This is a genomic window from Mesorhizobium sp. HAY1-8B (assembly GCF_056868045.1).
Window position 1 is genome coordinate 2,726,817 of record NZ_CP200321.1, and the last position, 14,262, is coordinate 2,741,078.

At 61.0% G+C, this 14,262-nt stretch carries 11 protein-coding genes and 1 pseudogene; 6 read left to right on the top strand and 6 right to left on the bottom strand.

All coding sequences use genetic code 11. The features are described from left to right. Positions 1-165: 165 nt before the first annotated feature. The 5 genes from AC1VON_RS12870 to AC1VON_RS12890 all read left to right on the top strand — a co-directional run bounded on the left by AC1VON_RS12870 (position 166) and on the right by AC1VON_RS12890 (position 5,130). Complete coding sequence (locus tag AC1VON_RS12870; RefSeq protein ID WP_172351792.1) at positions 166-867, top strand: GntR family transcriptional regulator; 702 nt, start codon at positions 166-168, stop codon at positions 865-867. An 11-nt stretch (positions 868-878) separates the two neighbouring features. Further along, positions 879-2,474 carry a sugar ABC transporter ATP-binding protein gene (locus AC1VON_RS12875; protein WP_483122988.1) on the top strand — a complete coding sequence of 532 codons (1,596 nt, stop codon included), beginning with the start codon at positions 879-881 and terminating at the stop codon, positions 2,472-2,474. Beyond that, positions 2,462-3,460 (top strand): ABC transporter permease, encoded by a 999-nt coding sequence (locus AC1VON_RS12880; protein WP_483122990.1) that lies wholly within the window; start codon positions 2,462-2,464, stop codon positions 3,458-3,460. The genes AC1VON_RS12875 and AC1VON_RS12880 overlap by 13 nt, the downstream gene beginning before the upstream one ends. 56 nt (positions 3,461-3,516) lie before the next feature. Continuing rightward, positions 3,517-4,467: a substrate-binding domain-containing protein gene (locus AC1VON_RS12885; RefSeq protein ID WP_172351789.1), complete on the top strand. Its 951-nt coding sequence runs from the start codon at positions 3,517-3,519 to the stop codon at positions 4,465-4,467. A gap of 69 nt (positions 4,468-4,536) precedes the next feature. Then, complete coding sequence (locus tag AC1VON_RS12890; protein ID WP_056565099.1) at positions 4,537-5,130, top strand: DJ-1/PfpI family protein; 594 nt, start codon at positions 4,537-4,539, stop codon at positions 5,128-5,130. Between the two features lie 113 nt (positions 5,131-5,243). On the opposite strand, the pseudogene AC1VON_RS12895 reads toward AC1VON_RS12890, so the two are convergent. From AC1VON_RS12895 to AC1VON_RS12920, 6 genes and pseudogenes are all read right to left on the bottom strand, one after another. After that, a pseudogene (locus AC1VON_RS12895) lies at positions 5,244-5,411 on the bottom strand (ribonuclease activity regulator RraA); the annotation flags it as partial. A gap of 334 nt (positions 5,412-5,745) precedes the next feature. Then, a complete protein-coding gene (locus AC1VON_RS12900) occupies positions 5,746-7,293 on the bottom strand; it encodes a cytochrome P450 family protein (protein ID WP_483122999.1) in 1,548 nt (515 codons plus the stop codon). 244 nt (positions 7,294-7,537) lie between these two features. Further along, a complete protein-coding gene (locus AC1VON_RS12905) occupies positions 7,538-8,590 on the bottom strand; it encodes a helix-turn-helix domain-containing protein (RefSeq protein ID WP_483123002.1) in 1,053 nt (350 codons plus the stop codon). A gap of 8 nt (positions 8,591-8,598) precedes the next feature. Beyond that, positions 8,599-9,522: a helix-turn-helix domain-containing protein gene (locus tag AC1VON_RS12910; protein WP_483123005.1), complete on the bottom strand. Its 924-nt coding sequence runs from the start codon at positions 9,520-9,522 to the stop codon at positions 8,599-8,601. 535 nt (positions 9,523-10,057) lie between these two features. After that, positions 10,058-11,038: a helix-turn-helix domain-containing protein gene (locus AC1VON_RS12915; protein WP_483123009.1), complete on the bottom strand. Its 981-nt coding sequence runs from the start codon at positions 11,036-11,038 to the stop codon at positions 10,058-10,060. Between the two features lie 536 nt (positions 11,039-11,574). Next, entirely contained in the window at positions 11,575-13,050 is a 1,476-nt protein-coding gene (locus AC1VON_RS12920; protein ID WP_483123012.1) for a Do family serine endopeptidase, read from the bottom strand. A 989-nt stretch (positions 13,051-14,039) separates the two neighbouring features. On the opposite strand from AC1VON_RS12920, the gene AC1VON_RS12925 reads away from it, so the two are divergent. Further along, positions 14,040-14,189, top strand: a complete 150-nt coding sequence (locus tag AC1VON_RS12925; protein ID WP_348643232.1) for a BA14K family protein — start codon at positions 14,040-14,042, stop codon at positions 14,187-14,189. The last annotated feature ends 73 nt before the right edge of the window (positions 14,190-14,262 follow it).

Sequence of the window (14,262 nt, forward strand, 5' to 3'; positions counted from 1 at the left end):
GGCTATCGCGACATGTCCGCCACCTGTCGGCGAAGGCTGTTGGACGCGCCGCGGCGACATCAAGGTGGCAGTTTAAAAACATATCCGCTTTAAAATCGTATAGGATATAGGATTGCATCGGTCGGAGCATCGTGTTAGCAGTCCTCACTGTCAAGAGGCAAAAAGATGCAGACCGCGAACTCAACCGACACGACCGAAACGATTGGCGCAGCGGGGCGTATCCAGCGCTCCAACAGCCTGGTCGAAGATGTCTACGAAGCTATCTTCGCTCAGCTTATGGCGCTGAAGATCGCGCCGGGTTCACGCATCACTGTCGATAGCCTGGTCAAGGAATTCAACGTCTCGCACACACCGATCCGGGAGGCGCTCGGCCGCCTCGAAGGCGAAGGCCTGGTGCTCAAGACGCATCTCATTGGTTACCGCGCAGCGCCCCAGATTACCCGCCGCCGTTTCGACGAATTGTACGAGATGCGTCTTCTGCTTGAGCCGCATGCCGCGGCGAAAGCCGCCGCTGCCATGGACGAAGCGAAGCTCAACACTTTGCTGGAAGCGGCCGGCGTGATGTCACGGCGCGAAGGCAAGGACGATCGCCTGCGCTATTCGAATTTCGCCCGGCAGGACGCGATCTTCCACGACAAGATCATGGAGTTTTCCGAAAACGAACTCATTCGGGAGACGTTGAGCCACCAGCACACCCATTTCCATATCTTCCGCCTGATGTACCATTCCCGCGTGACCGAGGAAGCGCTCGACGAACACGAGGCGATTCTCGCCGCATTCGGTCGGGCCGACCCGGACGCCGCCCAAGAGGCCATGCGCGTCCATATCGAGCATTCCCGCGATCGCTTGCTTCCGGCATTCGATTGAGGCTGGAACCGATGTCCATTGCCGCCAATATCGCAGGGGAGGGAGGAAGCACGCTGCCCTCTGGCGACATGCCGGGCGCCGTCGAACCGGTGCTGCGCGCCGGGCACCTGTCGAAACAATACGGCCCGGTGACGGTGCTCGCGGACGTCACGCTCGACGTCCTGCCCAGTGAGATCCACGCCATAATCGGCGAAAACGGTGCCGGCAAATCGACATTGATGAGGCTGCTTTCCGGCTATGTCGAGCCAAGCAGCGGCACCTTGTCGATGAACGGCCACCCGGTGGAATTCACCAAGCCCAGCCAGGCGCAGGATGCCGGCATCGCGCTGGTGCATCAGGAGATCCTGCTCGCCGAGGCGCTGACGGTGGCGGACAATCTGTTTCTCGGGCGTGAGCTTTCGCGCGGCCCGGTCGTGGATGACCGTACCATGCGGCGGTTGGCGGCCGAGAAGCTGGCGCAGATCGGCTGTTTCGTATCGCCGACCGCGTTGGTGCGCGACATCTCGCTGGCCGACCGGCAGATGGTGCAGATCGCGCGCGCGTTGCTCGACGACTACAAGGTGGTGATCTTCGACGAACCGACCGCCGTGCTGACCGGCGGTGAGGTCGAACGGCTGCTGGAAATCGTCCTGCAGTTGAAGGCCCATGGCACCGCAGTGCTCTATATCAGCCACCGGTTGGACGAGGTGCAAAGGCTCGCCGATAAGGTGACCGTGCTGCGCGACGGCAAGATGGTTGGCACCTATCCCGGCAAGACGCTGAACCAGATGGACATGGCGCGCCTCATGGTCGGCCGTGAGCTGGCTGCGCTCTACCCCGAAAAGACCGGGGCATCATCCGATATCCCGATGCTGAGCGTCAGGAACGCCACCGTTCCCGGCTATGCCGAGGATGTGTCGTTCACGGTCCACAAGGGCGAGATACTCGGCTTTGCCGGGATGGTCGGCGCCGGCCGCACCGAGCTGTTCGAGGGTATCGTCGGCCTGCGCCCGGCAACCGCCACGGTCGAGCTCGAGGGCAAGCCGGTCCACTTCCAGTCGCAGCGCGCCGCGATCGACGCCGGCATCGGCTACCTGACCGAGGACCGCAAGGGCAAGGGATTGCTGCTGCAGGAGCGCCTGGCACCCAATCTGACACTCTCTGCGCTCGGCGTCTTCCATCCCGGCCTTTCGATAGGCCGCCGACGCGAAACGGAAGCCTTGGAAAAGGCCGTCGAGACCTATGACATCAGGGTGAAAAGCCCGGCCGCAAAGGCGGCTCAACTCTCGGGCGGCAACCAGCAGAAACTGCTTCTGGCCAAGATCCTTTTGACCAACCCGTCGGTGGTCATCATCGATGAGCCGACGCGCGGCATCGATATAGCCAACAAGGCGCAGATCTACGCCTTCATCCACGGTCTGGTCGCCAAGGGGAAGGCCTGCATCGTCATCTCCTCGGAGATGCAGGAGCTGATCGGCATCTGCGACCGCATCCTGGTGATGCGTGAAGGGCATGTCACAGGGGAAGTCAGCGGCGCCGAAATGACTGAAAGCAATGTGGCGCTGCTGGCAACCAGTGGCCCGAAGCCGGGGCCAAAGGCCAAGGGAGGAACAGAATGGCTGTCATGACCGGATCCCCGACGACGCGCCGGATCAGCGATTTGAATCTCACCTGGACCGACGTCGGACCTTTCCTGGCATTGGCTGCCCTGCTCGTGGCGGGCTTTCTCATCAATCCGGACTTCCTCTCGGCCACCAACCTTGCCAACGTGATCACCCGCAGCGCCTTCATCGCGATCATCGCGGTTGGTGCGACGTTCGTCATCTCGTCGGGAGGGCTTGATCTTTCCGTCGGCTCGATGGCCGCTTTCGTCACCGGCATCACGATCATGTTCATGAACGCGATGGCGCCGCATGCCGGCCTCTGGGCCATTCCCGCCGGAATGGTCGTTGCGATCCTGGTCGGGTTGCTGTGTGGGCTCGCCAACGGGCTGATCGTCACGGTCGGCCGGATCGAGCCGTTCATCGCGACGCTTGGCACTATGGGAATTTTCCGGGCGCTGATCACCTATCTGACCGACGGCGGCACGATCCCGATAGACCGCTCGCTGCGCGACGCCTACCGACCTGTCTATTTCGGTACGGTCGCGGGTATTCCGATCCCGATCCTGATATCCATGGCGGTCGCGGCCGTCGCGTCCTTCATCCTCTACAAGATGAAATACGGACGCAAATGCGCGGCTGTAGGCGCCAATGAGGATGTCGCGCGCTATTCTGGCATCTCGGTCATTAAGACCCGCACCATCGCCTACATCGTCCAGGGCGCGTGCGTGGCGATCGCCGCGATCTGCTACGTGCCGCGCCTGGGGGCCGCCACGCCGACCACCGGGCAGCTCTGGGAGTTGCAGGTGATCACCGCCGTGGTGATCGGCGGCACCGCATTGCGCGGCGGCAAGGGCCATGTGTGGGGAACAGTCGCCGGTGCGGTCATCCTGGAACTGATCGCCAACCTGATGGTGCTGTCGGACTTCGTTTCCGAGTACCTCGTGGCCGCCGTTCAGGGCGTCATCATCATCATCGCCATGCTCATCCAGCGGTTTTCCAATTCGAAATAGCCCCGTGTCGGGACCACGCGGGAGCCAAGTTTTTGTAGGTCCAATGGGAGAAGAGAATGTTGAGTAGAAAATGGATCGCGGCGGCCGCCCTTGGCTCGCTGCTGCTGGCCGGACACGCCATGGCACAGGACAAGAAGGTCGTCGCGGTGTCGATACCGGCGGCCGACCATGGCTGGACCGCGGGCGTCGTCTATCATGCCCAGCAGGCCGCCAAGGAAATCAACGCGGCTTTCCCGGGCGTGGAAGTAGTCGTCAAGACCTCGCCATCGGCCGCCGAGCAGGTCAGCGCGCTCGAGGATCTGTCCGCCAGCCGCAAACTGGATGCCTTGGTCATCCTGCCATACAGTTCGGAAGAACTGACCCAGCCCGTCAAGGCCATCAAGGACGCGGGAACCTTCATCACCGTCGTCGACCGGGGCCTGACCGATTCCTCGATCCAGGACCTGTATCTCGCCGGCGACAACATCGCGGTGGGCTCCAATACCGCGAAGTTCATGATCGACAAGCTGGGTGGCAAGGGCGATCTCGTGGTGCTGCGCGGCATTCCGACGGTCATCGATGATGAGCGCATCAAGGGCTTTGAGGACACGATCAAGGGCACCGGACTGAAGGTGCTGGACATCCAGTACGCGCATTGGAACAGCGACGAGGCCTTCAAGCTGATGCAGGACTACCTAGCCAAGTATCCGCATATCGATGCGGTCTGGGCCAATGACGACGACATGCTGCTTGGCGTGCTCGAGGCCGTGAAGCAATCGGGCCGGACCGATATCAAGCTGGCCCTCGGTGGCAATGGCATGAAGGACATCGTCAAGAAGGTGATCGATGGCGACGCGATGACACCGGTCGAGACCCCATATCCGCCGTCGATGATCAAGACAGCGATCTACATGACCGTTGCCAATCTAATCGGCCAGGCACCTGTCCGCGGCACCGTCAAGCTCGATGCGCCGCTGATCACCCAGGCCAATGCCAAGGAATACTATTTCCCCGACTCGCCATTCTGATCCGATCCGATTCCCAGAAAGGCAAGGCGCGATCTGCGCCTTGCCGAGCCAAAACCGAGAGGAAGAGCCATGCCAGGCAAAAAAATACTGATGCTGACCGGTGAGTTCACCGAAGAATACGAAATCTTCGTCTATCAGCAGGCGATGGAAGCCGTGGGTCACACGGTCCACGTCGTGTGCCCGGACAAGAACGCCGGAGACGTGATCAAGACCTCGCTGCACGATTTCGAGGGCGACCAGACCTATACCGAAAAGCTCGGCCACTACGCGCTGATCAACAAGACGTTTTCCGACGCTGAGAAGCAGCTCGACCAATACCACGCGGTCTATTGCGCCGGCGGTCGTGGCCCTGAGTATATCCGCACCGACAAGCGCGTTCAGGCGATCGTGCGTCATTTCCATGAAGCCCAAAAGCCTATCTTCACGATCTGCCATGGCGTTCAGATTCTCATTGCAGTCGATGGCGTCGTGCGCGGCAAGAAGGTTGGCGCATTGGGGGCTTGCGAGCCGGAAGTCACACTCGCCGGCGGCACCTACATCGACCTGTCTCCGACGGAGGCTTATGTCGACGGGACGATGGTTTCGGCCAAAGGCTGGACGGCCTTGGCAGCCTTCATCCGGGAATGCCTGAAAGTGCTCGGCACGGAAATCCGGCATAACTAAAGATAGTCCAGGCAGAAAGTACTTGGAGCGGTTCACCACCCTGGTTTGAAGTTGCACCGCTCCAAGTGCACAAAGCTCTGGTCAAGCCGCGCTGGTGATCCATACGCTGGCTGGTTGTGTTGGCGCTTTGCGCTGCGCCACGCCTCGTACTCTGCGCGGGCATCGTCATGCAGCGGATAATAGCGTTGCAGCTGCACGCCCTGCAGGAGCTTCTCGCGCGAGAACTCTTCCCAATCGTGGTGCTTCTTCGAGTCTTCGATGACCCGCAGCGCCATTGCGAGTTGCGCAAAGCTCTCCAGCAGGCGCATGCGCTGGGAATGGACACCTGCTTTCGATCACATTACTCCCGGCTTTCCGCGAGGCGGAAGGCGGCCATGGATTACGCAGCCAGAGCCGTGTGACCTCGTTCCTCGAGGCTCCTGCCTCCCAACACGCTGTTCAGGAATGCCTGGCGCTCATTCGAGGACAAATCATCGAACAGGCATCTGTGCTTGGAATGCGGGACACCCCAAACCCAGAGAGTTCAGAAGAGCCTGATCGTGCCCTCCGCAATGCTTTTCCAGGGCACGCGCGATTTGATCCCACACCCAGCCGGCGACCGCCGCACTCGCGTCGTCAGGCGGATCCTGCGAATCCCAGATCATCCCGGATTACCGTCATCGGACCGATGGGCAACACCTCTGCCTGGGCCAGGTTGAGTTTTACAAAGTCGATCTTGTTTTTCCAAACCGTACGAAGGAAATCCTCGAACGCATTGATGGTTAGTTGCTCGCCGGGGCAGCGCCGGTAGCCGAAACCAAAAGGCGCGAAACCGGTATGGTCGCACACCGGCAGGGGGTTGCCATCGGCGACACCAAAAACGGTTCCGAACGCGCTGTTGTGCATTGATGCCTTCCGGCCGTCCTTCACGTCGAAGCTGGTTTTCTCGAAGGGACACCGGGCCATCCCGATTCGCTCGACATGCTTTTCGTCGACCTGTGCGCTCGTCGGGACACGCTCGTATCGTGACGGATCGAACTCCTCCGGATTCTTCCAGTGAACCGGGTCGAGGCTGGTCGAGGTGTGAGGGCTGATGATGTAGCCGGACCGCTCGAACGCAGGCGGAGAAGTTTCCTGCAACGACGAGATGCTGCCGCTGTTCGGCGAGATGATGCGGAAAAGCTCCATGACGAAACGATCGAGTGGGCTGAACGAGGATTCGCCGGCGCTATCGAAACTGCCCTTCATCGTCTTTGCAAACGACGCCCGTGTGTCCGGGTCGCCGGTCGCCGTGCCGAGCCTCAGCATCATGTTGTAGAGCGAGTTGCCCCACTGGCTGAACGCCACAAAGTTGTGAAAGCACTCAAAGACCACGTCCTTGTGAGCGAAATTGTCGTCACCTTCGCCGTTCTTGAGCCAGTACCAGGCAAATGTCTTTTGTGGGTGGGGCGTCTTTCCCGTCTCGAGATCGGCAAGCCGCTCGCCAATCCAGGACTTCAGGAAATCGAGATTGTCCCGGACGACCATGTAGTTTTCGTAGACGATGCGTTGGGTTGGATCGAGATAGGCGAGAACCGTGTTGAAGCTCATGCCGATCTGTCGCACCTTCGCGGGTATTGCATCGCCGCTGACCCCGAGGTGCAGGTCCCAGTACATGTCCCAGAACGTATCGAGGTACAGGCGCATCAACGGCTTGCCGGCATTGCCCTTCGACAGCAGGCCTTCAAAGAAGGCGGTCACCTTGGCGCTGTACATCTCCTGATAGAGATCCGGTGTGACGGCGCTCATGTAGATGCGCTTGCGGCGATTGTCTGGGCCGCGCTTGTCCAAGCCCTGAAGGAAGACGGTTACGCCTTTCTCCGGAGCGGGCCGCCAACTCTCGCTGATCAGGCCCCACAGATATGTGGGAAGGGCATTCTCCTTGCTCAGCGCCTCATCGATCATGGGCAGCATCGCACGCTCCCCCTGATAGACGCTGACCAGGAAGAAGGGAAGGATTGCGTTTTCGATATAAGCGGGATCGAAGTCCCGAGAAAAACGGCTTCGAAGCTGGGCGGCGGAGTTTTCAAGGTCCGTGACGGTGAGGGGCTGGCGGTCGGCGGTGGCCGCATGTGAAAAGACAGGATCTACGGATAGTCCGGCAACGGCAGCCGCGCTCCCAGTCAGAAATGTGCGTCTTTTCATTCGGTAGCTCCCTGGGCAAGGTTCCGACGAAGCATATTTCTCATAGCGAAAAGTCGAAAGCCATGGAATTCGAGATTTACGGCGATTAGCCATCGATCCGACAAAAATGGACTCCACGCATAGGGTTGGGATAAATTGGACAGACCGCAGAATTACTGGCTACACTTCAAATCAGCCCGGAATGGCACATTCTAGGACGCGGCAATTGCCCATTGATCGCCGCAACGCGTTCGCTCACGCGTGCCTACATTTGGCGGCCGAGTGGAAGGTTGCTGGCCAGAAGGCTGTTTAGGGAAGGTCTGTCGTCGCTGGGTCGCTCGGCCAGGGGCGGATGCTTGATGCCCAGCCAGCCGGCCTCGCGTGCCTCCTTGGGTGAGATGCCAAACTCTCTCCTGAATGTTCGGCTGTATGTGGAAGGGTCTACAAAGCCCCATTCCTCGGCGATGCTGGAGATGGGGCGTCCGTCCGTGCTGTCGCCCAGGACGTCCCTTGTCCTCAGCAGCCTTTGACGCCGGATGTAGTGCGAGACGCCTCCAGCCGGTTCGAAAATTCGATAGAGGCGCGAGCGTGAGATGCTGAGTTCCTGGCAGAGCCTTTCCGGCGTCAGGTCCCGATCGGCAAGCCTGGCGGCAATGAGCTTGTTGGCGCGGGCCATGATGACGGCATCGATCGGTTCCTGGGCCTCGAAAAAGTGATCCCGGGATGGGGAGATGCAGGCGGCGAGCAGGCTGGTGGTCGCCGCCGCGATATAGGGAACGTCGTTCTCCGTGCGGTTTGGAAGGGAATGATAAAGCAGCAGGATGTAATCGGCGACGAACGCCGCCATCTCCTGGCGTATGTCCAGCGTGAAGGGCTGCGAGAACGCGAAGTCTCGCGGAAGGAACAGGCAAATCACGCCATCATCCTCGCCCTGACCCTGATGCGGTGTCGCCAGGCACTGCCAGCGCAACGGTCCAGTCCGGGGCTGCCCGCCGTCTGAAGGGATTGTTTGCGGCACGCAGAGAAGCCAATGATCGAAGATCGGATTCTTCTTGCTGCTCCAGCGGCGATGATAGCCGGTTCCGGGATATTCGATGCAGGCCAGGACGAGGCCGCCCAGCTGCCACACCCGCTCGCGCGCGGCGAACGAACCGAACTTGTCCCGGAGCAATTCGATGTCGGCAATGTTGGCGTGCCAGCTTCGATAGAGGTCGAACTGTTCAGCGGGCGGCGCCGAAGAGGTGTCGATGTCGACGGCGCACCTCAGAGGCTCCGTGGTGCCGATCCTGGCGCTTCCGCTGATAATGCGTGCCTGCATGAGACAACTCATCGCTTGGAAGAAAGTGACAGCCCCAGGGAATTGTTGATGAGAAGGGTGCCCAGGGTGCCGACACCGTCGATCGGCTGATCGATGCTCAGCCATGTGGAGTGCTTGATGCCTTGCCATCCGAGCTCGCGCGCCTCCTTGGGAGACACGCCGAACTCCAATTTGAACATCCGGCTGTAGGTGGAGGGATCGGTGAAGCCCCATGCCTCGGCAATGCTGGAGATCGTCCGCCTGTCCGAACTGTTGGCCAGGGCATCGCGTGTCTTGAGCAGCCGCTTGCGGCGCACATAATTGGCCACTCCGCCCGCCGGCTCGAAAATCCGATAGAGGCGCGAGCGTGAGATGCCGGCCGCGCGGCACAGCTTGGCGGGCGTCAGATCGGGGTCGGTCAGCCTTTCCACGATGGTTTTGGCGATGCGCGCGATGGTGACGGCGTCTGCCGGTCCCTGCGCGGCCGCGAGATGATCCTTTGAGGGCGTCAGTGCCGCCGCGAAGAGATTGGCGGTCGCCGTGACGATGTGCGGCAGGTCTCCTTCCTTCAGATTGGGGAGAGAGCGGTAGAGAAGGATGGCGTAGTGGGCCAGGAAGGCCAACGTCGCGTCGCTCGCTTCGATTTTTGACGAGCGGGTCGCCGGCCATGTGCGCGGCAGGAAGAGCGTGACGGTCAGGTCATCGTGGATCACCGCGACATCGGGCAGGGCCAGGCACCGCAGGCGGGGCTTTCCAGGGGGCATCTTCCCGCCACGGGATCGTGCAACCGGCGCGGACAGGACCCAATGGTCCAGCAGCGGCCGCTTGCGATGCTCCCATCGGACGTCGTAACCGGAACCGGGAACTTCGATGGTGCCCAGTGCCAGATCCCCCAATTGCCACACCTGATGATGGGCCGGGAACAGGGGCTGTTCGGCACGAAGAAGCTGCATCTCGGCAACCCCGGCGTACCAGGTCCGGAAGAAATCGAACTGTTCGGCTGGAGGCACCGACGAGGTGCTCTGCTCGATGGCGCATCTCAGAGGCTCGGCAGCGTAGGGATCGCTGGGAATGCCGGCTGCGCTTACTCTTGCGTCCATGACAAAACTCCTGTCACGCCATCGCCAAGGGAGGTCCGTGGCGAGCGACCACCGCCTCTCGCGCTCCCAGCCGTCTGTCGGGGTTGTTTCGGCTCCCGCCGATGTCCAACCTCGGGAGCCGCGCGTTCTATGGTCAGGATGATGCCGGCGCGCCCCAGGCACGTGGGCGGGGCGGCAAGACGGCTGCGCCTATAAGGGCTGATCGGACACCATTCCGCTCTCCTGCGTTTCGGCCAACTCTGGCTCCCGGCATCCGCGGATTAGCGGCGCTCCGGCGGCAACGACGCCGCATCACCAGAATCCCCTGAGGGCGAGCCAATCTCTATCCACTTTCCGACACGACGGAGTGGCTGTCGGCAAGCGTTGAAGCCGTGATCGACGACATCCATCAATCTTGCGGCGCGTGCCCCCAAATGCGCCGCCGCGTCTCGCTGGGCGAGCATCCGAAGAGCTCCGAATAGGCCCCCGCGAAGCGGCCCAAGTGCCAGAAGCTGAAGCTCATGGCGATGTCGGTGATCGAGAGGCGATCGCCCTGCGTCAGGATGAGGCCGTGCGCCGCTCGCAACCGCCGCTCCCGCTCATAGGCGCGGGGATTGACTCCCAGCTGTTCCTGAAACGCACGCTCCAACGTTCGCTCGCCGACGCCCAGTATCCCGCAGACAACGCTGACCGAAACCGGGCCGTGCGGTTTCGTCTCGAGGATGGCGAGAGTGGCATCAACGATATCGCGTCGATCGCCGGAACCGAGGCCGCGGGCGGGCGGGCCTTCCGTGCGGGAGAGCACCTGCGCCAGCGCGGCGCCCGCCTCGCTCGCCGCAACCGCCAGGCCGGCACTAAGGTCGTGGTTACGCCGCGCGGCAGCCTCCGCGTATCCGACGGTCCGCAGCAGCTTCCGTTGAAGCTCCAGCTCCATTGCCGGGGCGAAACGCTGCTCGTGAACCCCAGGCGTCAACCAGTTCCGCTGATCCAGGTGGGAAGCGGATGTCGTACGCAAGGAATCGAGCGCGGACCCACGCAGGCCGATCCGCATGAGGCGATAGTTGCCGGGCATCTCCAGCTTGAATTCCGTTCCCGGGCCGATGACCCGCAATCGCGGTACTTCACTCCGTTGCCCGTTGAAGGTGGTGCCTTCGCCCCAAAGGAACACCGCCGTCAGTGCATTGTCATTGATCGCCCCCGACATCGCGATGCCACCTTTGTCCTGCAAGTCGAGGACGAAGGCGTCGCCATAGTCGATGGTCGCCAGGCGCGATGCATGGCGCTGTGCGCCGATCTGCTGGATGTGGAATTCGGCATCGGGATCGGACTCGCGGGTGCGGGCCACGACCGAGTTGTATTTACGCGCGTACCAGTTCGGTGCCTCCAACATCCATGGCCTCCACAAAGTGTCGTCCGAACTGGGAGATACCGGACGCGATTCCCCATGATGGCAGACAAAATCATCAGCTGTCCGTCGCGGGTCAGGTCAAATCAAGGTTACGATATATAACGCCAATCAGCTGACTGATGGCAGGCGCAATCAGCCGGATTGATTGGATGGCAGCGTTGCAATGGTCCGGGCCGGGGCGCGCGTCGTGGCCAGCTAGATCATTCGCGATACGAGGCCCACTTTTGAAGCTCCACGTGACCTCGGCCGAGGTGCGCCACGCGTTGGAGAGACGTTACGGACGGATGGGCCGACATCGGCGCCGAAACGGCAGCGGGCGTAGGGGAGCCCGCTGCCGCCAGGAGCGAACACCACGACTGACGGATGTGTTCGGCTCCTTGTTCCCCGCAGCGGCTTGGCGGCAGACTTCGCTGCGAGGAAGCTCGTTTGCTGAAAGCGCCGCGCACCCAGAGTACGCCAGCGATGCCTCAGCGTTCTGAAGCGGCCCCGAAAGCCATGCGTGGTCCCGGGGGACGCTCTCAGCCCTTGCTGACCGGTACAGCGACGAAGCGGTTGGCGTCGTCACGGGTGATCTGCATAAGCACGGCCTTGCGTCCTGCCTTGGCGGCATCCGACATGGCCTTGGTGATGTCGCCGGCGGTGCTCACCTTGGCCGAGTTGATGGTGGTGATGACGTCGCCCGGCTGGATGCCGTGGTCGGCGGCATCGCTGTCGGGATCGACATCGGTGACCACCAGGCCCTTGCCGTTTTCGGACTTGGTTACGGTCAGCCCGAGATCGGCCAATGCGTCGGTCCTGGCGGGCGCGGCCTGTTTGCCGTCATCGCTTGAGCCCTGCTTGTCGCCGGACGGCAGCGTACCCAGATCGACCTTGATCGTCTGGCTCTTGCCGTCGCGCCAGACGGTGACGTCGACCGATTTGCCCGGCGCATAGGCGCCGATCGTGCGGGCGAGTTCCTTCGGCGAGTCCACGTTCTTGCCGTTGACCTGCATGATAACGTCACCGGCGACGATGCCAGCCTTCCTGCCGGGACCAGCATCCTGGGCGTTCGACACCAGCGTGCCCTTGTCCGATTTCAAGCCGAGCGAGTCGGCGATCTCGGCGGTGACCGGCTGGATTTCAACGCCGAGCCAGCCGCGCTTGATGGAACCGTCCTTCATAAGGTCCTCGACGACTTGCTTGGCGGTTGACGCCGGAATGTCGAAGCCGATGCCGACACTGCCACCCGATGGTGAGAAGATGGCTGTGTTGACGCCGATCACCTCACCGTTGAGGTTAAAGGTCGGGCCGCCCGAATTGCCGTGGTTGACCGGAGCGTCGATCTGGATGAAATCGTCATAGGGGCCAGCGCCGATGTCTCGGCCGCGAGCCGAGACAATACCGGAAGTGACGGTGCCGCCAAGGCCAAACGGATTGCCGACGGCCACCACCCAGTCACCGATGCGAACCTTGGAATCGTCGGCGAAGTCGACATAGGTGAACTTGTCGCCGCCGTCGACCTTCAGCACCGCAAGGTCGGTGCGCGGATCGGTGCCGACCAGCTTGGCGTCGAGCTCCTTGCCGTCGCTGGTGACAACCGTGAAGGACGAGCCTTCCGAGACGACGTGATTGTTGGTGACGAGGTAGCCGTCCTCTGAGATGAAGAAGCCCGAGCCTTGCGCGACCGGGCGCGGCTTGCCATTGCCATGCTTGAAGTCGTGTTGTTGCGGGTTGGCGGGGAGGTTGTCGAAGCCATCCTGGTCGTCGGAGCCTTCATCGGCCGCAGGCTGGATCGTCGACTTGACTTTGACGCTGACGACCGCGGGTGAGACGCGTTCGACGATATCGGCAAAGCCCGTCGACTGTGGCGCATCGACATGCACGGCACCCGCCAGAACGGGAACCGTTCCGGAGAAAACCGCGGTGGCGCCGACAGCGCTGACGACTGCCAGTGACGCCACGGCCGCTGTCAGGCGCCGACGCGTGCTGGAATATGAATTGTGGGCGATAGTCATGAGTTGGGATCCTCTTGTAAGAATGCGCTCCAGATGAGCGTCCTGGGCAGGAGGACTAGAAGGGCACACATTACGGCGCCATTTCCATTGCATGAAAGTTTTGTCATTTTTACAAAACTAAGAGCGTATGTATATAAAGATGCTATCGGCTTATTTTAGGAAATATTGCAAAATTGTAACTTGGATTTTTTATCCATATGTATTTCAGGTACATCGAAATAGATGATTCTTAGATGTTAAAAAAATCAATATCGAAACCAAAAAAATACAATATACCATCAGATTTATTCGGTGTTTACGCCACATTGAGTCGAGGATTTTGCGACAGCGATTTCAGGTCAAATTTCGCCCAAAGTTATCTATACGTTGATTGTATGGCGGCGCATTTGAAGGCGGCGCGCAAAGCATCAGACTCGCCTTTGTCGTCATTTCCCGAGGTCGCCAGGAAGCGGCTCTAGACTGTGACTTTTCGTGGCATGGGGGCGCTGTCCAGCGGGTGATTTTCGTCTCGACGAGAGAGGGCGGGGGCCTGTCGCGGGCATCGAGGAAGTGCGGTCAGCGGACGCGGTTAGCGGAGGCAGTACAAAAAATAAACGCCCTATCCACGTTTGGGATTCACGGCATATTCCAATAAGACGAAGTGCTGGCGTAAGGTTGCTTCGATTTGACTCCATCCGCGGCGGCAGGTTGTACGGCGGCCGACGCAGCTAACGGAGAGGCATATGAAGCGCATCATCATCGCCGCGCTCATCGCAAGCATGGCGGCACCCACATGGGCAATGCCCATCGGAGCGTTGAGGCCGTCTGTTTCCGATACGGTTACGAACGTCGATCTAAGGAGGCCCCCCCGCCATAGACCGGGACACGGAGTACGGCCACCGCATCACAGGCCTCCTCATCATCGGCCCTCCCGTCACCACCACCGTCATTCGAGGAACAATAGTGGCGCTGTCGCGGCGGGCGTGATTGGCGGAATGCTGCTCGGCGGGATGGCGGTCTCGGCCGCTCGCCAGCACAATCACAACGCGTGGAACAACCATGTGAATTGGTGCTCGCAGCGTTATCGCTCCTATCGGGTCTCGGACAATAGCTGGCAGCCTAACAATGGCCCGCGCAGGCAGTGCATCTCGCCGTTCTGAGCGTCCTGCGGGCTCGCTGGTTCCGGCGAGCCCGATTGGATTTGTTGCAAAGGCTGAGTGCAAGCTGGTGCCG